The sequence below is a fragment of the Peptoniphilus sp. HMSC075B08 genome (assembly GCF_001815405.1).
Taxonomy (GTDB): Bacteria; Bacillota; Clostridia; order Tissierellales; family Peptoniphilaceae; genus Peptoniphilus_A; species Peptoniphilus_A harei.
Genome location: NZ_KV820459.1, coordinates 110,630 through 130,919, shown reverse-complemented (window position 1 = coordinate 130,919; position 20,290 = coordinate 110,630). Strand labels below are relative to the sequence as shown.

22 protein-coding genes and 2 other annotated features are annotated in these 20,290 nt (G+C 34.1%); of the genes, 5 read left to right on the top strand and 17 right to left on the bottom strand.

Going from position 1 to position 20,290, the window contains the following annotated elements; genetic code table 11:
- Nucleotides 1-4: 4 nt before the first annotated feature.
- The 12 genes from HMPREF3023_RS08430 to ychF form a co-directional block, all read right to left on the bottom strand.
- Nucleotides 5-1,132 carry a cysteine desulfurase family protein gene (locus HMPREF3023_RS08430; protein WP_210400924.1) on the bottom strand — a complete coding sequence of 376 codons (1,128 nt, stop codon included), beginning with the start codon at nucleotides 1,130-1,132 and terminating at the stop codon, nucleotides 5-7.
- Nucleotides 1,133-1,139: 7 nt separating this feature from the next.
- Nucleotides 1,140-1,535 (bottom strand): RrF2 family transcriptional regulator, encoded by a 396-nt coding sequence (locus HMPREF3023_RS08425; protein WP_070702554.1) that lies wholly within the window; start codon nucleotides 1,533-1,535, stop codon nucleotides 1,140-1,142.
- An 11-nt stretch (nucleotides 1,536-1,546) separates the two neighbouring features.
- A complete protein-coding gene (gene sufU, locus HMPREF3023_RS08420) occupies nucleotides 1,547-2,002 on the bottom strand; it encodes a Fe-S cluster assembly sulfur transfer protein SufU (RefSeq protein WP_070702552.1) in 456 nt (151 codons plus the stop codon).
- A complete protein-coding gene (locus tag HMPREF3023_RS08415; protein ID WP_070702550.1) occupies nucleotides 1,992-3,233 on the bottom strand; it encodes a cysteine desulfurase in 1,242 nt (413 codons plus the stop codon). The genes sufU and HMPREF3023_RS08415 overlap by 11 nt, the downstream gene beginning before the upstream one ends.
- Nucleotides 3,234-4,283 (bottom strand): SufB/SufD family protein, encoded by a 1,050-nt coding sequence (locus HMPREF3023_RS08410; RefSeq protein ID WP_070702548.1) that lies wholly within the window; start codon nucleotides 4,281-4,283, stop codon nucleotides 3,234-3,236.
- Between the two features lie 7 nt (nucleotides 4,284-4,290).
- Nucleotides 4,291-5,706 (bottom strand): Fe-S cluster assembly protein SufB, encoded by a 1,416-nt coding sequence (gene sufB / locus HMPREF3023_RS08405; RefSeq protein WP_197720992.1) that lies wholly within the window; start codon nucleotides 5,704-5,706, stop codon nucleotides 4,291-4,293.
- Between the two features lies 1 nt (nucleotide 5,707).
- A complete protein-coding gene (gene sufC / locus HMPREF3023_RS08400) occupies nucleotides 5,708-6,454 on the bottom strand; it encodes a Fe-S cluster assembly ATPase SufC (RefSeq protein WP_070702547.1) in 747 nt (248 codons plus the stop codon).
- Between the two features lie 127 nt (nucleotides 6,455-6,581).
- The gene (locus tag HMPREF3023_RS08395) at nucleotides 6,582-6,941 is read right to left on the bottom strand and encodes a YraN family protein (protein WP_070702545.1); all 360 of its coding nucleotides are present in this window, start codon (nucleotides 6,939-6,941) and stop codon (nucleotides 6,582-6,584) included.
- Nucleotides 6,935-7,552, bottom strand: coding sequence for a ribonuclease HII (locus HMPREF3023_RS08390; RefSeq protein WP_070702543.1), 618 nt, complete (start codon nucleotides 7,550-7,552; stop codon nucleotides 6,935-6,937). Before HMPREF3023_RS08390 ends, HMPREF3023_RS08395 begins: the two co-directional genes overlap by 7 nt.
- On the bottom strand, nucleotides 7,539-8,390 hold the full coding sequence (gene ylqF / locus HMPREF3023_RS08385) for a ribosome biogenesis GTPase YlqF (RefSeq protein WP_070702541.1): 852 nt from the start codon (nucleotides 8,388-8,390) through the stop codon (nucleotides 7,539-7,541). Before ylqF ends, HMPREF3023_RS08390 begins: the two co-directional genes overlap by 14 nt.
- Complete coding sequence (locus HMPREF3023_RS08380) at nucleotides 8,391-9,227, bottom strand: HAD-IIB family hydrolase (protein WP_070702539.1); 837 nt, start codon at nucleotides 9,225-9,227, stop codon at nucleotides 8,391-8,393.
- Between the two features lie 25 nt (nucleotides 9,228-9,252).
- Nucleotides 9,253-10,341: a redox-regulated ATPase YchF gene (ychF, locus tag HMPREF3023_RS08375; RefSeq protein ID WP_070702537.1), complete on the bottom strand. Its 1,089-nt coding sequence runs from the start codon at nucleotides 10,339-10,341 to the stop codon at nucleotides 9,253-9,255.
- 401 nt (nucleotides 10,342-10,742) lie between these two features.
- Here ychF and HMPREF3023_RS08370 point away from each other — a divergent pair, with 401 nt between their 5' ends.
- The 5 genes from HMPREF3023_RS08370 (at nucleotide 10,743) to HMPREF3023_RS08350 (ending at nucleotide 14,965) form a co-directional block, all read left to right on the top strand.
- Nucleotides 10,743-12,017 carry an ATP-binding cassette domain-containing protein gene (locus tag HMPREF3023_RS08370; protein WP_070702535.1) on the top strand — a complete coding sequence of 425 codons (1,275 nt, stop codon included), beginning with the start codon at nucleotides 10,743-10,745 and terminating at the stop codon, nucleotides 12,015-12,017.
- Complete coding sequence (locus HMPREF3023_RS08365) at nucleotides 12,007-12,837, top strand: ABC transporter permease subunit (protein ID WP_070702533.1); 831 nt, start codon at nucleotides 12,007-12,009, stop codon at nucleotides 12,835-12,837. Before HMPREF3023_RS08370 ends, HMPREF3023_RS08365 begins: the two co-directional genes overlap by 11 nt.
- Nucleotides 12,838-12,964: 127 nt before the next feature.
- Nucleotides 12,965-13,486 (top strand): sigma-70 family RNA polymerase sigma factor, encoded by a 522-nt coding sequence (locus tag HMPREF3023_RS08360; RefSeq protein WP_070702531.1) that lies wholly within the window; start codon nucleotides 12,965-12,967, stop codon nucleotides 13,484-13,486.
- On the top strand, nucleotides 13,476-14,516 hold the full coding sequence (locus HMPREF3023_RS08355) for a hypothetical protein (RefSeq protein WP_070702529.1): 1,041 nt from the start codon (nucleotides 13,476-13,478) through the stop codon (nucleotides 14,514-14,516). The genes HMPREF3023_RS08360 and HMPREF3023_RS08355 overlap by 11 nt, the downstream gene beginning before the upstream one ends.
- A 155-nt stretch (nucleotides 14,517-14,671) precedes the next feature.
- Nucleotides 14,672-14,965 (top strand): hypothetical protein, encoded by a 294-nt coding sequence (locus tag HMPREF3023_RS08350; RefSeq protein WP_070702527.1) that lies wholly within the window; start codon nucleotides 14,672-14,674, stop codon nucleotides 14,963-14,965.
- A 123-nt stretch (nucleotides 14,966-15,088) separates the two neighbouring features.
- On the opposite strand, the gene HMPREF3023_RS08345 is transcribed toward HMPREF3023_RS08350, so the two are convergent.
- The 5 genes from HMPREF3023_RS08345 to HMPREF3023_RS08320 all read right to left on the bottom strand — a co-directional run bounded on the left by HMPREF3023_RS08345 (nucleotide 15,089) and on the right by HMPREF3023_RS08320 (nucleotide 20,253).
- A complete protein-coding gene (locus HMPREF3023_RS08345) occupies nucleotides 15,089-15,901 on the bottom strand; it encodes an ABC transporter ATP-binding protein (protein WP_070702526.1) in 813 nt (270 codons plus the stop codon).
- Nucleotides 15,888-16,772: an ABC transporter permease gene (locus HMPREF3023_RS08340; protein WP_070702525.1), complete on the bottom strand. Its 885-nt coding sequence runs from the start codon at nucleotides 16,770-16,772 to the stop codon at nucleotides 15,888-15,890. The genes HMPREF3023_RS08345 and HMPREF3023_RS08340 overlap by 14 nt, the downstream gene beginning before the upstream one ends.
- Nucleotides 16,773-16,806: 34 nt before the next feature.
- Nucleotides 16,807-17,796, bottom strand: a complete 990-nt coding sequence (locus HMPREF3023_RS08335; RefSeq protein ID WP_070702523.1) for an ABC transporter substrate-binding protein — start codon at nucleotides 17,794-17,796, stop codon at nucleotides 16,807-16,809.
- A 37-nt stretch (nucleotides 17,797-17,833) separates the two neighbouring features.
- Nucleotides 17,834-18,066: a binding site (T-box leader), on the bottom strand.
- A gap of 107 nt (nucleotides 18,067-18,173) precedes the next feature.
- Nucleotides 18,174-19,151, bottom strand: coding sequence for an ABC transporter substrate-binding protein (locus HMPREF3023_RS08330; protein WP_070702521.1), 978 nt, complete (start codon nucleotides 19,149-19,151; stop codon nucleotides 18,174-18,176).
- Nucleotides 19,152-19,200: 49 nt separating this feature from the next.
- Nucleotides 19,201-19,429: a binding site (T-box leader), on the bottom strand.
- A 386-nt stretch (nucleotides 19,430-19,815) separates the two neighbouring features.
- A complete protein-coding gene (locus tag HMPREF3023_RS08320) occupies nucleotides 19,816-20,253 on the bottom strand; it encodes a hypothetical protein (protein ID WP_070702517.1) in 438 nt (145 codons plus the stop codon).
- Between the last annotated feature and the right edge of the window lie 37 nt (nucleotides 20,254-20,290).

Here is a 20,290-nt window from a genome sequence, read left to right as displayed (position 1 = left end):
AATATCACCTGTTCTTGAACTTTTTCATCCCCTGGTTTATTTTTTCCACTACATAATCACACTCTTCTTTTGTGTTTTCGTGATTAAGTGAGAGCCTTAGCATAGAAAGTGAGTCTTCTTCACTCCTACCTATTGCCCTTAAAACATGGGATGGGTTAATGCTTCCTGCTGCACATGCTGATCCAGAAGAAACACATATATCAAACATGTCAAGATACTGAACCATGGTTTGTGGTTTAGTATTTTTTAAAGTGATATTTATATTTCCAGGAAGTCTTTTTTCTTTGGGACCATTTAAGATTACTCCATCTATATTCAAGAGTTTTTCTATTGTGTAATCTCTTAGTTCTCTTGTAATAGATGTCCTCTCTTCAATATTATTGTAAGCATCTTCTAAGGCTCTTGCAAGTCCGACTATTGATGCAAGATTTTCTGTTGAGGCCCTTTGTCCTCTTTCCTGTTCACCACCATCTAAAAAGCTATCAAGTTCAATTCCCTCTTTGACATAAAGAAGACCAACTCCCTTTGGAGCTCCAAGCTTGTGACCTGAAAGGGAGAGCATGTCCACTCCTATGTCTTCTATCTTAAATTTAATATTCCCCATGGCTTGAACTGCGTCTGTGTGAAATAAAATGTTTTTTGCCTTAGCTATTTTTGCGATTTCAGCAAGGGGTTCAATAGTTCCTATTTCATTGTTGGCAAACATAATTGAAATAAGTCTTGTGGAGTCCTTGATGGATCTTTCAATTTCATCTAAGTCCACAAAACCTTCTTTATCAACTGAAATGAGACTAGTTTCTCCTCCCCACTTTTCAATCTTCTTTAAGGAATTTAAAATAGCTGGGTGTTCAATCTTTGATGAAATAATATGGTTTTCTTGATTAGGTAAAAGTGAGCCCTTTAAGGCCCAGTTATCTGATTCAGATCCAGAGGAAGTAAAGTAAATTTCACTTGCCTTTACTCCCAGGATCTCTGCAATTTTTATTCTTGAATTTTCTATGGCTGCCCTAGATCTTTGACCAAGAGAGTATATTGCCGATGGATTTCCATAATTTTCTTTTAAATAAGGAAGCATGGCTTCAAAAACATTGTCTGTGACCCTAGTAGTGGCAGCATTATCCATGTAAATCATAGTGACCTCACATGTCTGCTAGAGTCATGGATTCCATGACACCTTCAATTTGACCTTGAAGTTTGGATAAGATGTCCCTTGTTGCACATTCCTCTTGCTTGTTGCAGGCAGACTTTTTCCCAAGATCGCAACAAGAAAGTGAAAGGTCACCTTCAAGGGCATTTATTATTTCTCCAATTGCAATATTCTTTGGATCTCTTGCAAGAACGTAACCGCCACCTGCACCCCTAATTGATTTAACTAGGTCAGCCCTCCTAAGAAGGGTGAAGAGTTGTTCCAAATAGGATTCTGAAAGATTTTCATCTTTCGCAATATCCTTCAAGGCTATAGGGCCCTTGCCCATATTTTCTTTTAAGTTGTACATAGCCATTAGGCCGTAACGACCCTTTGTAGATAATTTCATCTAATCACCTCTTATGATAGATTAAAGGATCCCTTTTCTTCATTGTTCTCTAACATATTCTTTAGAGTGTACCAGGAAAGAACTGCACACTTTACTCTGGCAGGTAAAGTTGAAATAGATTCAAAGGCAATGGCATCGTCAAGATCTTCCAAGTCGTCTGGATCGTCAATCTCTCCCTTAACCATTCCTATAAACTTGTCTGCCCTTTCAATAGCTTCTTCAACTTTTATGCCCTTGACATTGTCACACATAATTGATGTTGAAGCTTGAGAAATGGCACATCCATGACCTGTGTAGGATATATCTTCTATAGTGTCATCTTGGATCTTTACTTCAAGAGTTATCTCATCTCCACAGCTTGGGTTATGACCAAGTTCTTTTTTTGTGTAGTCTTCTAGTTCTCTTCTGTTGTGTTTGTTTCTAGAGTGTTCCAAGATTAGTTCTGTGTAAATATTATCAAGATTCAATTCCTAAAATCCTCCTTACATCTTCAAGATGTTCTACGAAATAATCAATTTCTTCCACTGTGTTATAGATTGCAAAACTTGCCCTGCATGAGAAGTTTGAACCCAAGTACCTGTGAAGAGGTTGAGCACAGTGGTGACCAGATCTTATGGCAATTCCATAAGTGTCAAGTATTGATGCAACATCGTGAGGATGAGCTTCTTTAAAATTGAAAGAAATTACTGGTGCCCTGTTTTTGTCACTTGTTGTATAAACTTCAAGATAGTCTAAATTTTTGAGCTTGTCGTAACAGTAGTCAGTTAAATATCTTTCATATTCATCAATTTTTTCCATGCCATATTTTTCTATAAAGTCAATGGCTGCTGCAAGGTTTACTGCTCCTTCAACATTGGCAGTTCCTGCTTCAAACCTTTGTGGTGCATCTAGAAAAGTTGTGTGGTCTTCGTAGACATATTCAATCATGTCGCCACCTGATAGGAATATATCCATCTTGTTTAGAAGTTCTTCCTTTCCATAAAGGACACCAATACCTAGGGCAGAATACATCTTGTGACCAGAAAAAGCCATGAAGTCAACGTCAAGTTCACTTACATTGACCTTTCTGTGGGGAACTAATTGTGCCCCATCAAGAATTATTTTTGCATCTGAATTTTCTCTAGCGTACTTAACAATTTTTTCTATGTCAGGGTTTGTTCCAACAACATTAGATGCTCCTGTTATTGAAACAATTTTTGTATTCTTAGTAACTTTTTCTTCGATTTCAGAAAAAGGAATTTGCATATCATCGTCTACATATAAAAACTTTAGCTTTGCTCCAGTTTTCTTGCAAACTTCTTGCCATGGAACAAGGTTTGAATGATGCTCCATTATAGAAATTACAATTTCGTCGCCTTCCTTTAAATTGTTTAGTCCATAAGAATAAGCAAGAAGGTTTAGGGCTTCAGTTGCATTTCTTAAAAATACAACTTCTGATGGCTTCTTTGCTCCAATAAAATCTGCGACTTTTTGTCTTGCAGCTTCGTAAACTTCAGTTGATTTCATTGCAAGATAGTGGGCTCCCCTGTGAGGGTTTCCATTTTCACTTTCGTAAAAGTTTTTTATATTGTCAATAATTTCCCTTGGCTTTTGTGTTGTTGCACCATTGTCAAAATAAACTATTTGCTTCCCATTAGGCTTTAAATTTAAAAAAGGAAACTCTTTTCTGATTTCTTCTATTTCATTTTTAGTAAACATTTAATTTCCTCTCTTTATAATTTCTCTAACTGCTTCCCAAACTTCGTCCTTTAGTTTTTCATCTCCTAGAGCATCAATTGCACCTGAGAATTTGGACTCAACTATTAGGGCTTCTGCTTCATCAAAACTTATTCCCCTAGACATTAGATAAAAGATTTGGTCATTATCAAGCTTACCAGCACTAGATGCGTGGTTACCAACAACGTCATCTTCATGAGCAAGCATTAGGGGAACTGAAACTGAGTGAACTGTGTCATCTAGTAGGATTGAGTATTCTTCTTCTGACCCAACAGCACCCTTAGCCCCTTCTATAAATTGAAGATTTGACTTAAAATTCTTTGATGATTTATCCTTTAGGGCTCCGTTAACTAGAATGTCTGATTCAGTCTTCTTGCCCCTGTGGATCATGTCGTAGTTCATGTTTAGATATTCGTCCTTTTGACCAAAGTAAATTGAATCAACATGACCTTCAGAATATTCTCCAATTAGTTCACACTTGTAATTTGTGTAAAGTTTAGCTGCTCCCAGCTCATATTGGTGGACGCTGACTTTTGCATGAGCTTCTGTATAAACTCCAATAGATTCAAGAACTAGGGACTTGTCATCATCTCTTGCAATAACAAAAACTTCAACTTCAGAATTTTCTTTTGCAAGAACTTTAATAACAGAGTTCCTAAATTTTTCGTCCTTGCCAGTAGAAGTGTAGTCAAGGACAACTTTTAATTTTGAGTCTTTTTCTGCAACTATGTGGTGGAGGTCGAAAAGTTCAGAATATTCATCATCAAGTTCAAATAACTTGAAGTCTTCTTCTGTCTTTCCTTCTTCACTTGTATATGACTTGTAATAGTTTAAATACTCCCTATTTTGATCCAAGACTTCATTTGAAATACCATACTTAATTTTTTCAAATTCAGAAATTTCTCCTGGATTATCTTCTCCTACTTCTCTATATGACTTCCCTTGAATTTGGGGAATTTCTATTTCTGTTTCATTTACCCTTAAGAAATTAAAAGTCTTAAAGGCAATTTCATTTCCAATTATTTTATTCATGTTTCACCTACCCAATTGATCCAACAAGTTCAAGATTGATTAAGTTATTCATCTCAACTGCGTATTCCATAGGAAGTTCCTTAGCTATTGGTTCAGCAAAACCTCTTACTACCATTTCTTTGGCCTCTTGTTCAGAGATACCCCTAGACATTAGGTAGAAGATAACTGAGTCGCTAATCCTTCCAATTTTTGCTTCGTGTCCAATATCAATATCATTGTTTTCAATTTTTATTGTAGGAATTGTGTCTGACCTTGACTTGTTGTCAAGCATCAAGGATTCACAAGATGTTGAGTTCTTTGCACCAACTGCATTTTCTTTTATTTCAACTAGTCCCCTGTAAATTGCAACTCCACCAGATTTTGAAATTGACTTTGTGTTTACAGTTGAAGTAGTGTGTGGTGCTGCGTGAACAACTTGGGCACCTGTGTCAAGATTTTGTCCTTCACCTGCAAAGGAAATACCAGTGAACTCACTAGATGCATTTTCTCCCACAAGGATTGATGCAGGGTAAAGCATGGAAACTTTTGAACCAAAGGATCCTGAAACCCATTCGATCTTTCCATCTTTTTCTACGATTGCCCTCTTAGTGTTGAGGTTGTACATATTTCTTGACCAGTTTTCTATTGTTGAATACCTAAGTGTTGCACCTTCGCCAACAAAAAGTTCAACTGCACCTGCGTGTAGGTTTATAACATTGTATTTTGGAGCAGAGCAACCTTCTATAAAGTGACAGTAGGCTCCGTCTTCTATGATAATAAGTGTGTGTTCAAATTGTCCTGCACCTGGAGCATTAAGTCTAAAGTAAGATTGTAAAGGAATATCTACATTTACTCCCTTTGGCACATATACAAAGGATCCACCAGACCAAACTGCATAGTGAAGAGCAGCATACTTGTGAAGGCTAGGTGTAATACACTTGCTAAAATATTTTTTTACGATTTCAGGATATTCTTTAAGTCCTGTTTCAAAGTCTGTATAAATTACACCTTGGTCTGAAAGATATTTTTGGATGGAGTGGTAAACAACTTCTGAATCGTATTGAGCTCCAACACCAGAAAGCATGGCTTCCTTTTCTGCCTCAGGTATTCCAAGTTTGTCAAAGGTATCCCTAATTTCATCAGGAACATTCATCCAGTCATCAGACATATCTGCATCAGGTCTTATATAAGTTGTGATTTCATCCATGTCTACTTCAGAGATGTCTGGCCCCCAGCTTGGATTTTCTTTTTCGTTAAAAATCTTAAGAGCCTTTAACCTACTTTCAAGCATCCATTCTGGTTCATTCTTTTCAGCAGAAATTTGTCTTACAATTTCTTCTGTAAGTCCCTTTTCAGTCTTTGACCTAAATGTAAATTTATTTTTAATATCATAGACGCCACGGTCCATGTCTTCTACATAAGTTTTTTCTACTTTTTTAGTCAAATTATTTCACCTCTTCTCTTATCCAGTTAAATCCTTCTTTTTCGATTTTATCTATTAGAGAAGCGTCTCCTTCTTTTACAATTTCACCATCTAATACTACGTGAACATAGTCAGGTTTAATGTTGTCAATTAATTCCTTGTGGTGGGTGATAATTAAAACAGCATTGTCCTTGCTTAAATATTTTTCGATTCCAGATGATACAATTCTTGTTGCATCAACATCAAGTCCTGAGTCTGTTTCATCAAGAATAGCAAGCTTAGGATTTAACATTAACATTTGAAGAATTTCATTTTTCTTTTTTTCTCCACCAGAGAAGCCTACGTTTAAGTATCTTTCTGCATAAGAAGAATCCATTTTTAATTCTTCCATTTCCTTCTTAATTTCTTTTTTAAATTTTAAAATTGAAATTGGCTTATCGTCCTTTAAAGACTTTGCAGTCCTAATAAAGTTTTCTACAGAAATCCCAGGAACTTCTTCTGGAGTTTGGAAGGACATAAATAGTCCCTTGTTTGCCCTCTTGTCTGTAGTAAGGTCTGTTATGTCTTCTCCGTCTAAGAAGATTTTTCCACTTGTAACATTGTAAACAGGATTGTCCATGATTACATTGGCAAGAGTAGATTTACCAGAACCATTTGGTCCCATAATCACGTGAACTTCTCCGTAATCAATTTTTAAATTTATATTTTTTAAAATTTCCTTGTCTTCTACGCCTGCGCTTAAATTTTCTATTCTTAATAACTCTGTCATACTTCCTCCATTTATTAAAAAATAATTCATACAAAATTACTATGTTTTTTACTATTAACTATAATAACACAAGTTCTTTAATAATCAAATATTTATTGCAAATAAAAAAACTAGGCTTAACCTAGTTTTATGAAAGCATAAATGCAGATTCTATGTGATTGATTTCTTTCTCATTAAAATAAACTTCAATTATGTCAAAGCGAACCATAATGTCAAAGAGTCCCTTGGCCATTATGTAGGCTGTGGCAGTTTGAATAATGTTTTGCATCTTGTATTCTGTTACAGCCTCGTAAGCATCTCCATACTTTCTCGAGTTACGTGACTTCACTTCCACAAAGACAAGTTCCTCCTTGTCGCGTGCAATAATATCTATTTCAGTCCCAAGGGCACGATAATTTCTATCTAATATAATATAACCCTTATCCTCTAAAAATTTTGTGGCAATATCTTCTCCACGATTGCCGAAAAATAAATTGTGTCCTACCATGATTCTATATTCTTTAAAAAAGTTTTTCTGTGCATGTCACTTGGCCCATAAGCCTTTAGGGCCTCCCTGTGATATTTTGTGGCATAGCCCTTGTGCTTTTCCAGTCCATATTGTGGGTACTCTTCTGCCCACTTCTTGCAGAGATTGTCCCTATAGACCTTGGCAACAATAGATGCACAAGCAATAGAATAGCAAGACTCGTCGCCCTTGATTATTGCCTTTTGGAAGATTCCCGTTTCAATAGTTTCTGCATCAATTAATACACAGTCAGCTTCAATTTTTTTATTCTCGTTATCTCTCAAGTTTTCAAGGGCATTAATCATGGAGATGTGGGTTGCCATCCTTATGTTTACCTTGTCAATTATATCGGCACTTGCCCTTCCGATTCCAACAGCAAGGGCTGATTCTAAAATTTTTAGGTAAAGTTCTTCTCTCTTCTTGGGAGATAATTTTTTGGAGTCATTGACCCCTTCAATGAATTCGCCTCTTGGCATAATTACTGCTGCAGAAACCACGTCTCCAAAGAGACAGCCCCTGCCAACCTCATCTATGCCACAAATATTTTTGTAGCCCTTTTCATAATATTCTTCTTCAAAACTATAGAAACTCATCAGGAACCTCCAATGTAATCCTGCCAAGGATTCCCTTCCTAAACTCATCTAGGACAATGCCTGAGACTTTTTCATAATCAATGTAGCCACCACGCATTAGGGCACCCCTCTTGCTTCCAATTTCATCCATGATTTCAATTCCAGTCTTGTCATGAATATCTGATAACTTATATCTTTTTTCTAAAGAAGAAGGAGCAATTTCCTTTAACTTTTCTATTAACCTTAGGGCAAGAGTTTCCCTGTCCATGATTTCATCTTTTATGGCACCAGTAAAGGCAAGGTTAAGTCCAACCTTATCTTCAAACTTTGGCCAAAGAACTCCTGGTGTGTCAAGAAGGTGAAGCTTTGGATGAATCTTTATCCACTGGTTGACCTTGGTAACACCTGGCCTGTTCCCAGTCTTGGCTGACCTCGTGCCTGATATTGAATTTATAAAAGTTGACTTGCCAGAGTTGGGAATCCCAACAATCATGGCACGAAGGGGTCCCTTATTAAGTCCCTTGTCCTCAAATTTTTTTATTTCATCTGCCATAAGCTCTTCAGACTTATTTACAACAAGCCCCACGTTGGGTTTCATTGCATTATAAGAGATGGCAAAGTTATTCTCATCAGTTAGCCTTTCCATCCAAAGGTCATTTAACTTAGAATCAGATAAGTCTGACTTGTTAAAAATTAGAAGTCTTTTTTTATTTTTTAAAAGGTCATCAAAGAGAGGATTCCTACTTGAGAAGGGTATTCTCGAATCTATAATTTCTATTACAAAGTCAACGAGTTTTAACTTCTTCTCAATATCTTCTAGGGTCTTCTTCATGTGACCAGGGTACCAGTTAATATTCATTTAATCACCAAATAAAACCTTATCTAAAATCTTTATTGCACCGTCATTGTTATTATCATAATCAGAAACCACATCGGCAACTTCCTTTAAGACATCAACAGCATTTATCATGGCAAATCCAAGCCCAACATTCTCAACAAGCATCTTGTCGTTGGAGTCGTCACCAATGGCAGCAACTTCTTCTAGTTTTATATTCCTGTTTTCTGCATATTTCTTAATACCGAAAAACTTATCTCCATTCTTTTGAAGGATTTCAAGCATCCACTTTGGCTCTCTCTTAATTTTCATTAGGTGGAAGTTAAACTTGTCCTTGTCTTCTCCTATTCCATCTTTTATTGTCCTACGAAGTTCCACTAAGTCGTCGTGAGTCCCTGCAAAGACAATGGAAAGGGGATGACCTTCATAGTCATCAAAATTATCAAGTCCGAGATTTCTCCCCCTGAAGGCATCTACATAAACTCCTTCAAAGGATTTAAAATTCTTTTTCTTGTATAAGAGGTCAATCCCATCTTCTCTTGCAACGTGAATTGTGGAGTAGACCTTGTCATTCTTGTCGAAGGACATAATTAAGTCCACGTCTTCCTTTGACATGGGATTTACAAATTCAAGTTTTCCAGTTTTATTATTTTTAATAATATTTCCATTGTTGCAAATTAAATCTATTTCTAGGTCTTCACCCACGAACCTGTGAGCAGTGTAAAATTCTCTTCCAGTTGCAACAACAGGAATAATATTGTTTGCTCTTAATTTTTCCACAAAGGGCCTAAAAGATTCTGTCATCACCTTATCAGTAGATAAAAGAGTTTCATCTAGGTCCATTGAAAGCATCTTAATCATAAATCACCCTTTTTCTTCAGCTTTATTAAACGTTAAACTTAAAGACCATTACGTCGCCATCTTCAACGACATAGTCCTTACCTTCACTCCTAATAAGTCCCTTGTCCCTTGCGTTGGCCATAGAGCCAGAGTCCACAAGGTCTTGGTAAGAAATTGTGTCTGCCTTGATAAATCCTCTTTCCATATCTGTGTGGATTTTTCCTGCAGCAGTTGGAGCCTTAGAACCTCTCTTAACAGTCCAAGCTCTTGTTTCCATTTCTCCTGTTGTGATAAAGGAAATTAGGCCAAGAAGTCTGTAGCTAGACTTAATTAGCTTATCAAGCCCTGATGACTCAAGGCCAAGTTCTTCCAAGAAAAGTTCCTTTTCATCTTCATCTAGGGCAGCTATTTCTGATTCAATTTCTGCAGAGATAACTACAACTTCGTCGCCAGTTTTTTCTGCATATTCCCTAACTGCCTTTACATATTCATTGTCTTCCTTTGTAAGTTCTTCTTCTGCAACGTTACAAACATAAATAACAGGCTTTGCACTTAGAAGAGAGTAGTTCTTAATGATTTTCTTTTCTTCATCATCAAGTTCAACTTCTCTTGCAGACCTTCCTTCTTCTAAGGCTGTCTTAATTTTTTCTAAAAGATCTCTTTCCTTGGCAAGATTTTTTTCAGCCCTTGCTTTTTTTGCAACCTTTGAATACCTATTTTCAACTTGTTCTAGGTCAGAAAAAATTAATTCTAGGTTTATATTTTCAATATCACGCAAAGGGTCAACGGATCCGTCAACGTGAATTATATTTTCGTCTTCAAAACATCTTACAACGTGGACAATGGCATCGACTTCACGGATATTTGATAAAAATTGGTTGCCAAGTCCTTCGCCCTTGCTGGCTCCCTTAACAAGTCCTGCAATGTCGTAAAATTCTATATTAGTGTAGACAATTCTTTGTGAGTTGGCCATCTTTGAAAGAACTTCTAATCTTTCATCAGGCACGTTTACAACCCCAACGTTTGGTTCAATTGTTGCAAAGGGATAGTTTGCAGCTTCTGCACCAGCACTTGTTAGGGCATTAAATAAAGTAGACTTACCAACATTAGGTAGTCCCACGATTCCAAGTTTCATTTAAAAACCTCCATTCAGATTAAAATTATATCACAAGGCACTTTTTTAGTCATTTTATTTTACCTATAAGCTACCAGTTTATTATTAAGTCCTAGATTTTTTTCACTTCATATTCTAATCCCAAGTCATAGTTTTTTATAAAGTTATAGTTTTTTATGACCTCCTATTTTTTTATAAAGTCATAGTTTTTTATAAAGTTATAAATTTTTGTAAAGTCATAATTTTTTATGAAGTCATAAATTTTATTGACTTATAAGTTTAAAATTATAATAAAAATTAAAATTTATCTCCAATCTTTTCTATTATTTAGTTAATATTTAGCTAAGATAGGCTCTTCAATCTTTTAATTAAATATTTTTTATTGTATAATGAGTTTATTAATTATTAAAGAGGTGAATAGTATGAGTGCCATCGTCATAAATGACCTGACAAAGGGCAAGGGTAAAGATAAAGTTTTACGAAATTTAAATCTTGAAATCTTGGACGGAGAATTTTTCTCCCTACTTGGAACTGAAAAATCTGGAAAAACTACTCTTGCAAGAATTATAATGGGATTTTTAAAACCTAATAGCGGATCTATTAAGGTTTATGATATGGATTCATTTAAAGAATCAAAGGAAATAAAAGAAAGTGTGTCTCTTGTGCCAGAAGATATGATTTTCGATTCAAAAATCAAGTCTTTTGCCTTATTAAAGAAGACACTTAACGCACACAACCTTGCTAACACAGAAGACATTGACCTTCTATGTGATTATTTTGAATTTAATTCAAATTTAAGAGTTTGTGATTTGAGAGACAGGGAAAGAAAACTCTTAGCTATTATTAACGCCCTAGTTATTAAGCCAAGACTTTTAATCTTAGACAATCCTTGCAAGTTCCTGGAAGAAAAGGATATAGACAGACTCTTCTCTCATGTTAAGAAATTAAATGAACAAGAAAACTTAACAGTTTTACTTTTATCTGAATCATTAAGAGAAGCAAAAAAATATTCTGCCCGTATTGCCTACCTGTCTGACGGTAAGGTCCAAGACATTGAATACAACAATGTCAAGGCAGCAGGAGATAAAGTTTTAAAAATCGACTCCTTCAGGGGTAATTTAAATTACTTTACTTCTATTGGATCAAGGATAATTAAGGACGAAGAAGATGAAACTATCCTTTACTATGACGGACCACTTCCAGAACTTTCTAAAGTTATCTACGAAGAAGGCCTAGAAAATTATGTACTTGAAGATGCTCAGTTAAGCGACAAGGTTGAAGCTTATTACAAGGGAGAAAATGCAAAACTTCCAAGAAGAAAGACTGAAGCTTCTAAAGAGTCAAAGGACATTAAATTAGAAGAAACTTCTACTGTGGAAGCAGAAACTATTAATGGAGTAAGTGAGTCTACTGTTAAGATAGACCAAGCTGAAAATAACTTTGACACTGTTGAAGGCCTAAGCACTGCTGAAATGGAAAAGGATACTGTCCACAACACAAAGACAAATCTTTTTATGGATGAAGAGTATTCTGAAAAAGTTCTTGGAGAAGAGAGTCCTCAAGTGACTCCAGAAGAATCTGAGGCTCCAAAAGAAGAAAAAACTTCTCCTGACACAATAGTTATTGAAACCTCTAATGATGGCATCTTCAATGCAAGTGAAGAAACAAAGCTAAAGGAGGACAAAGATGATATTTAATATGGAATTTAAATCAAACTTTGCAAAGATGATTTCTTGGGCCATTGTCCTAATAATTTTACTGGGACTTATGCTTGCCTTTTATCCCTTCCTTGCAGAGTCACAAATGAATTCGCTCTTTAATTCAGTTTTAGAAAGTTTTAACGAGCCAACAAGAAATATCTTGGGCTTTTATGAAGGCATGGATATATTAAACATTGGCGACTATCTTGCCCTAGTTTACCACTATCTTGCAATATTAATTTTTGTATTTGCAATGCAACTTGGAGCCAACTCCCTTGCAAAGGAACAATCTTCAGGTAACATTGAATATATTTACTCAAACCCAATTTCTAAATCAGAAATTGTAACTGGAAAGTTCACAGCAAATATTTTAATTTATATTTTATTTTTAATTATAATGGCACTTGCAAGTTTTGGACTTGTCCTAGGTATCTCTTCTCTTGGAAGCGACACTCCACAAGTTACAAGCTTTGAAATTATAGAAGGAATTGTAAAAGTTTTCGTTGGACTACTTGGCTCTGGCCTTGTCTTTATGTCCATAGGATTTTTCTTCTCTGCAATTTCAAAGTCTTCATTACACCAAGATGCAGTAGCTGCACTTTTTGTATTCCTAATTGTATTACTTACAATTGTAGGAAAAGTTATTGGCGATGTCTTCGCTATGGTAGTTTCTTACTTCCCTAACGAAGCCTTTAGACCTTATAGCTTTGTTAGCGCAAACTTAAACCTATTTGGCCTAATAGCAAATGCAGTGATATTTATCTTGATGATAGTATTGACTTACTCAATATATTCTAATAAAGAACTTAAATATTAATTAAAAAAACTATCTTGGGTAACCAGGATAGTTTTTTTGTGCTCAAAATTATTTTTCATAAATTTTAATTTTAAAAATTTGTCAGAATTATTATCTCTATCACGAATATATAAGTGAAGGAGGAAATATGGATAATCAAGACTTGATAGAAAGGCTAAAAAATAAAGATGAAGATGCCCTCTATATATTTATAGAAGATTACGGAAAAATATTAAAGGGAGTTATTTCAAAAACACTTTGGAAATATCCAAACCTTTGGGACGAAGCCATGAATGACGCACTTTTAATTATATGGCAGAATATTCAATACTTCGACCCAAGTAGGTCTACTTTTAAAAATTGGTGTGCCCTTGTTGCTAAATATAGAGCCATAGATATCCTTAGAAAAGAAATTAAATTTGAAAGCCTTAGACTAGATGAAGATTCAAAAATAGTCGATTCAGATTTATCTTCAAATCTAGAAATAGAAGAAGTCCTTTCACTTTTAAATGACGAAGACAAAAAACTTTTTGAAAATATTTTTATCCATGGTCTTTCCTATAAAGAGGCAGCATCTAAACAAAATATTTCCACAGCTAACGCCTATAAAAAAGTTAGTAGAGGAAGAAGTTTTTTAAAAAAATGGAGGAGAAATTTTTATGAAAAATAATATTTATGATGAGTTAAACGACATGAAAATTGAATACGAAGAAGTTCCTCTTAATGATTTTGAAAGAGAAAATCTAAAAAGAACTGTGAAATCATTAAAAATAAAAAACAAGAAAAATAAGTTTAATAAAAAAATAGTTACTATTGCAGCATCTCTTATATTAGTTTTGGGGATTACAAATTACACATCCGGTGGCTATGTCTTTGCCAAGACAAGAGAATTAGCAAGTAATTTTAAAATTACTTTATCTGATGCCATGGGATTGTCAAGGGAAGTTGATGAGTACAGCGTAAATTTAAACGAAGTTTTTGAAATAAATGGCAAAAAATATATTTTTGATAAATTTATTATTGAAGATAATAATTTATACACTGTAATTTTGAGTCTAAATGACTCAGAAAAAATGCTCTCCGGAGAAGTTAACTTAACTGAACTTAAGGTTAATGGCAAGAAAATTAAAATTTTCGGCTCCAACGGCTCTGGATATACTTTACCTGAAGATAAAAAAGTAAATGTCTATACTCTTAAATATGTTTTGGAAGACTCCTTACCAAAAGAAGGCAAAGTTAATTTAGAATTTTCCTTTGATGAATTTTTAGGAGACAAGAAAAAAATTAATATTTCAACAAATATAGATATGTCTCAAATGAAAATGAATAAAAATCTTATAGCAAAGGACTTTACTATTCCAGATACAAATAACATTGTCATTGAAAGCTTTACTACAAGCCCAGCTTCACAAAAAATCCTATTAAACTATCCTGACACCGAAGATGGATATCTTTATTCAATAAAAGCCAGAGATTCTAAGGATAGATTTGTATATTTTGAAACTGGCGAAGCAGAGAAAAATAAATCCAACCTTTACTTCTCTCCAGTCACTAGCAAAGTTACTGCCGATGAACTTTTAAATGAAATAAAAACACTAAAATGCCAATTATACAGAGTGACAGTCAACAGCTATGACGGCAAAGAAATGCCTATTGAAGAACAAGCAATTGGTGACGAATTTACTCTCACTTTAAAATAAAATTTTATATTAAACAAAAAATCCTACTCTTTCTTGAGTAGGACTTTTTTATTATTTTTAAGTCTTAATTTTTTTAACTCATCATTTTTTTATCCCATTAATGATGCTTACTATTATTTTTTATTTTTCTATGTTATTATTTTTTTGGTGATATTATGAAAGATTTACTTATAGGATTACTCGCAATATATATTATTTATAATGAAATTAGATTAAATAAATTTATAAAAAATATAAATTATAAAGTATCGAGGACTTTATGGCTAAGTTATAAGTTAGATGACTTTAGCTACTTAAGAGAAAAATTTAATAACTTAAGTCATGATGACATTCTACACATATACTCATTAATTTTAAAAAATAGAAGATTAGATGCAGTTAAATATCTTTCTAAAAAAGAATGTGTAAGTATGCCTGAAGCCTTTGATTGTATCAATAAATATTTTTAAACTAATAAAAAGTAAAGTAATTTTTAAAGTTATTTTGAAATTAAATAGTAAATAAAAAGGAGCCTTACTGAATAGACTTATCTATTGGGTAAGGCTCCTTTTTCATGCAATTATTTATGAAATTTATGCGAAGCTTTCAACTTGATTTACTCTAGCAAGCTTTTCTACTTCTAGATTATTTTCTTCTTCAATCTTTTCGTTGTAGATCCTATTTAGTTCTTCTTCTGTAACTTCACTTGGAAGAATATCTAAGACAACTTTTCCCTTGTTGAGCATTATAATTCTGTCTGAGTAATCAATGGCATTTTTTAAGTTGTGAGTAATCATTAGGGTTGTGATTTTTTCTTTTTTAATAAGGTCATTGGTCTTATCCATTATTATCTTAGAAGTCTTTGGATCAAGGGCTGCTGTGTGTTCATCAAGTAAAAGAATCTTTGGTCTCTTAACAGTTGCCATAAGAAGTGACAGTGACTGTCTTTGTCCACCTGATAAAAACTTTACTTGAGTCTTTAATTTGTTTTCAAGTCCCAGGTCAATGGACTTTAGCTTTTCTATTATCTCGTCGTTGTTCTTCTTGTCGATCAATCTCTTGAAGGTAAATTTGTGTCCTTTCTTGAAGGCCATGGACATATTTTCTAAAATATTTAGGCTCTGACAAACTCCCTTCGATGGGTCTTGGTTTACCTTGCCTATATCTATTGCCCTCTTGTCTTCAGATAATTTTGCAATATCCACATCTCCCAAGAGGATTTCTCCAGAGTCAGGGTTAAGTGAACCTGAAATCATATTAAAAAGTGTAGACTTGCCACAACCGTTAGGTCCCAAAATTGCAACACACTTATTTTCTTCTATATCAAGGGAGAAATTATCAAAAATTTGATTTTCTTCTTCCATTCCCTTGTAAAAAGTTTTTGATAAATTTTTAATTCTTAGCATTTTCTTCCCTCTTTCCTTTTAAAATTGATAGTCCCTTTGAAGAAACATCATTATAAACTATGAAGAATACTACGATTATTGCAGTTATTCCCTTTAAATCACTTGGAGCTAGTCCTAGGTAAAGGGCGATCCCGTAAATAATCCTGTAAATTATGGCACCGATTATGGCTCTTGTCGTCCTATTTAAAAAGCTCGCGTTCTTTAAGAAGGCATCACCAATTATAACTGATGCAAGTGCTGATACGATTATGGCTTGGCCCATTGTGATGTCTGCATAACCATTTGACTGTGCCATTAGGGCTCCAGCAAGTGCAGCAAGTCCGTTGGATATTACAAGTCCTATTGCAATATACTTGTCTGGATTTTTTCCAAGGGACTTAACAAGAGTTTCATTATCTCCTGTTGCCAAAAGAAGGTAGCCCTTTTCAGTCTTCAAAAACCAATCAAGAATTAATTTTATTACAAGTGTTATTATTGCAAGAATTAACATCTTAGGAAGACTTTCAAAAAGTTGAAATACAGTCTTATAATCAAAGAAGGTAACATTTGGTGTACCAGTAATTCTTAAATTCACTGAATATAAAAATGTCATCGTTAGGATTCCTGATAAGATTGCTTGGATCTTAAACTTCCTAAACAAAATATATGTGATATAGCCTCCAAGTCCTCCTGCCACAAGTGAAACTAGCATTGCAAGGATTGGGTTCATGCCAAGTGTTAGCATCTTTGCAAAGGCAAAGGCCCCTAGTGGGAAAGTTCCTTCCACTGACATGTCAGGGAAATCTAAAATTTTAAAAGTTATTACAACTCCTATTGTCAATATTGAAAATATAAGTCCCATGACAATGGATTCCATTATTACTGAATTCAACTTTTTCCTCCTATATGTTTTAATCTTTTTTCATCTATTCAACTACTTTTGCATTATCCATTAAGTTCTTGTCATCTTCTAGGCCAAGGGCTTCAGCAGTTTTCTTGTTTACAACCTTACTTGTTTCAGTTGAGAATAAAACTGGAACATCTTTTACTTCCTTGCCACCAAGGATTTCACTTGCCATTCCTGCTGCCTTCATACCAAGTTCAACATAGTCAACTCCTGCACTTACAAGAATTCCATTTTCAACTGGACCTTCTTCTGATGCAAAGGAAGGAATCTTTGCAGCCTTTAGTGACTCTGCAATTATTGTTGATGCAGAAGAAACTGTGTTGTCAGTAATTGCCATGAAGATGTCTATCTTTCCTTCAATTGTCTTTATTGCTGTTGATACGTCATTGATGTTATTTACTCCAACTTCCACTACATTAAGTCCAAAACCATCTGCTGCCTTCTTTAGTTCTTCAACTTGGAATTTTGAATTGGCTTCATTTGTTGAGAACATAACTCCAATATTTTTAATGTCTGGGAAGATGCTAATCATTTCTTCTAGTTGAGCTTCTATTGAGAAGTAATCAGAAACTCCTGTTATGTTTCCTTCAGGTTCTTCCAAGTTTTTAACAAGGTCAGCAGATGCTGGATCTGTAACTGCGTTAAATATAATTGGAATTTCCTTTTCACCATTTTTTGCTCCTTGGGCAGCTGGTGTTGCTATTGCGTAAATTAAATCAACATTTTTGTCTTGGAATGACTTAATAATTGATGGTACAACTGTTAAGTCTCCATTGGCATTCTTAGAAATAATTTCCACATCTGGGTTTGTCTTTTTAAGTTCATCTTCAAAACCCTTTCTCGCTCTTTCAAGAGCAATGTGGTCTGCAATTTGAATTACTCCAACTTTTTTTCCGCCACTAGTTTCTGCAGCATTTACTTCTTTTTCATTTACACTATTTTCACTTTTGCCACAAGCCACAAGAACAAGGGACATCATAAGTAAAATAAACAACTTTCTAAATTTCATAAAAAACCTCCATAAAATAAAAAAAGCCTTTCATCCACATTGGGACGAAAGACTGACTTCGCGGTACCACCCGATTTTATAATCAAAAAGATTACCTCACTTTAAGGTCTAACAACCTCTAGCCTCAGATAACGGTGGCTTCCGTACTTGCCTACTAACTTCAACAAATAAGCTTTAGAGTGTATGTTAAATTTCCGTGTATTGCCTATCACCAACCGGCAACTCTCTTAAAATCACTAAAAATTCTTTTTTCTCTTTCAACGCTTTATTTAAATTATATTTAGTATATTCTGCTAGCAGACCAAAGTCAAGTCTTTTTTTATAAATTCGTCCAAAATTTTTATTTAATTTTTATTTTACTTATCTCAGTGAGATTTTTATTTTAAAATTTCTGCATCCTTTAAATTTTCATTCGTAAGATCAAGTCCAAGAGCTTCAGCAGTTTTGTTGTTGATCTTTTTCTTTGAAGTCTTGTTGTCTTCTGCCTGAAGATTTTTTATGTCTTCACCCTTTAAAAGTTTTATTGCCATTTCTCCTGCTTGTCTTCCATGTTCATAGTAGTCAACGCCTTCACTCATAAGGAGTCCTTTGGAAACTTGTCCTTCTTCAGCAGAAAGTGATGGAATTTTATTTTTTAAAAGATTTTCTGCAAGAATTGGGCCAGCAGATGCAACTGTGTTGTCAGTAAGAGCATAATAAGCATCTATCTTTTCAGTTATAGTTGAAAGGGCTTGGCCAATGTCGTTGATGTTATTGATTCCCACGCTTTCAAGTTTAAGTCCAAGTTCATCACAAGCCTTCTCTAAATTTTCAACTTGGACCTTTGAGTTGACTTCATTAGTTGAGAAAATTGTTCCAATAGTTTTTACATTAGGATAAATTTTTAAAAAGGATTCTAATTGATCTTTTGCAGAAACTGCGTCGTTAACTCCTGTGATGTTTGTGATTTTATCTGACGATTCAATTAAACCTGCTTCCACAGGATCTGTAACTGCTGAATATATAATATTTTTATTTGGAAGAGCAGTCTTTGCTCCTTGGGCAGCTGGTGTTGAGATTGCATAAACTAGTTTATATTCATCTCCTTGAAACTTTTTAGGACCAGTTGTAGCTAGGGCTTGGTCTCCTTGTAGGTTTTCCACATCAACTTCTACATCAAGTCCTTCTTCCTTAAGCCTGTCTTGGAAACCCCTTAGGGCATTGTCAAGGGACACGTGTTCAATATATTGGATTGCTCCAACTTTTATTTTTTCTCCACTTTCTTTTTCTGCTTTCTTATCACCTGCACATCCAACAAGGGAAAGCGCAAGGGCACCAATACTTATAACTTTTACCATTTTCTTTAAATTTTTCATTTTTGTCCTCCAAAAAATTATTTAAAATAATAAAAAAATCCTTCACCCCATATAGGGCGAAGGATTCGCGGTACCACCTAAATTCGAAATAAAAATATTTCCTCTTTAAAGATCTAACAATCTCTAGTCTATGGTAACGGAGACTTCCGTAAAGATCTACTATTATTCAATCCTCATGCTTTAGAGTGAATATATGACATCAACTTATCTGCGGGCTCTCACCATCCCCACTCTCTTTAAGACTCATTAAATATCTTTTTCTCTTTCATGGCATTTATTATTTTATTAGTGGATATTATATTCTTGTAAAAAATTTTTGTCAAGACTAATTTTAAATTTATTTTTTATCTTTTCTATAATATTTTTAATGTAATCATTCAATTTATGACTTTTTCTTTGAAATCACATAAATAATGAAGCAAGTTATCAGATAAACTCCAATGACGAAAATGTCATTTATTATTGTTTCAGAACTCAAACTTCCTGTCTTGTAATAAATAAATCCATCAACAATTATCATAAAAAGTATGAGTATAAATAAATTTTTAATTCTATCTTTTAACATTTACATCACCCTTAAATAAATTTTAATAAAAATTATTTTATTAACAGTAAAAATATTGTGATGTTTTTGTAAATTTTAATTTTCTTTTTTATTTTTTATTTAATTACTTTGAACAATTTTAAAATCTATGTCGATATCTCCACCTTCAGTGGAACTTGCTGAAAACTTATAATCAACTTTGTCTTTTTTTATTGGAGCAGAAGTCTCTCCATCTTTTCCTGCTTCAACAATTACAGGATAATCTCCATCAATTTTAATTTCTACTGGATATTCACCCTTGTTTTTTATCCAAAAATTCACTTCACTTCCATTGGACTTTTCTAAAGAGCGTTCTTGTTGGAAAGCAGAACCTTTTTGACTTCCATTTTCAACAATATATTCTTCATTAGATTTTTTGTCATCTTCTTTTTTTTGATTGATATTTTCTGCAGTTTCTTTTTTATTTTCTTCTTCTACACCGTTAGTCTTTTTTGCACATGCTGATAAACTTATCAAAGCTAAAGCAACAGCAATAACAGTTAAAAATTTTTTCTTCATTTTAAACCTCCAAATCTTAATTTACAAAAAATGCCAC

Excerpts from the sequence above, each read along its gene's own strand:
- HMPREF3023_RS08395 (WP_070702545.1), bottom strand. The coding sequence starts at position 6,941 with ATGGTAGGACACAATTTATTTTTCGGCAATCGTGGAGAAGATATTGCC.
- HMPREF3023_RS08335 (WP_070702523.1), bottom strand. The coding sequence starts at position 17,796 with ATGAAATTTAGAAAGTTGTTTATTTTACTTATGATGTCCCTTGTTCTT.
- HMPREF3023_RS08425 (WP_070702554.1), bottom strand. The coding sequence starts at position 1,535 with ATGAAATTATCTACAAAGGGTCGTTACGGCCTAATGGCTATGTACAAC.
- ylqF (WP_070702541.1), bottom strand. The coding sequence starts at position 8,390 with ATGAATATTAACTGGTACCCTGGTCACATGAAGAAGACCCTAGAAGAT.
- HMPREF3023_RS08380 (WP_070702539.1), bottom strand. The coding sequence starts at position 9,227 with ATGATTAAGATGCTTTCAATGGACCTAGATGAAACTCTTTTATCTACT.
- HMPREF3023_RS08415 (WP_070702550.1), bottom strand. The coding sequence starts at position 3,233 with ATGTTTACTAAAAATGAAATAGAAGAAATCAGAAAAGAGTTTCCTTTT.
- HMPREF3023_RS08345 (WP_070702526.1), bottom strand. The coding sequence starts at position 15,901 with ATGCTAAGAATTAAAAATTTATCAAAAACTTTTTACAAGGGAATGGAA.
- HMPREF3023_RS08365 (WP_070702533.1), top strand. The coding sequence starts at position 12,007 with ATGATATTTAATATGGAATTTAAATCAAACTTTGCAAAGATGATTTCT.
- HMPREF3023_RS08410 (WP_070702548.1), bottom strand. The coding sequence starts at position 4,283 with ATGAATAAAATAATTGGAAATGAAATTGCCTTTAAGACTTTTAATTTC.
- HMPREF3023_RS08370 (WP_070702535.1), top strand. The coding sequence starts at position 10,743 with ATGAGTGCCATCGTCATAAATGACCTGACAAAGGGCAAGGGTAAAGAT.
- HMPREF3023_RS08350 (WP_070702527.1), top strand. The coding sequence starts at position 14,672 with ATGAAAGATTTACTTATAGGATTACTCGCAATATATATTATTTATAAT.
- HMPREF3023_RS08430 (WP_210400924.1), bottom strand. The coding sequence starts at position 1,132 with ATGATTTACATGGATAATGCTGCCACTACTAGGGTCACAGACAATGTT.
- ychF (WP_070702537.1), bottom strand. The coding sequence starts at position 10,341 with ATGAAACTTGGAATCGTGGGACTACCTAATGTTGGTAAGTCTACTTTA.
- HMPREF3023_RS08360 (WP_070702531.1), top strand. The coding sequence starts at position 12,965 with ATGGATAATCAAGACTTGATAGAAAGGCTAAAAAATAAAGATGAAGAT.
- HMPREF3023_RS08390 (WP_070702543.1), bottom strand. The coding sequence starts at position 7,552 with ATGAGTTTCTATAGTTTTGAAGAAGAATATTATGAAAAGGGCTACAAA.
- HMPREF3023_RS08320 (WP_070702517.1), bottom strand. The coding sequence starts at position 20,253 with ATGAAGAAAAAATTTTTAACTGTTATTGCTGTTGCTTTAGCTTTGATA.
- HMPREF3023_RS08355 (WP_070702529.1), top strand. The coding sequence starts at position 13,476 with ATGAAAAATAATATTTATGATGAGTTAAACGACATGAAAATTGAATAC.
- sufC (WP_070702547.1), bottom strand. The coding sequence starts at position 6,454 with ATGACAGAGTTATTAAGAATAGAAAATTTAAGCGCAGGCGTAGAAGAC.
- HMPREF3023_RS08330 (WP_070702521.1), bottom strand. The coding sequence starts at position 19,151 with ATGAAAAATTTAAAGAAAATGGTAAAAGTTATAAGTATTGGTGCCCTT.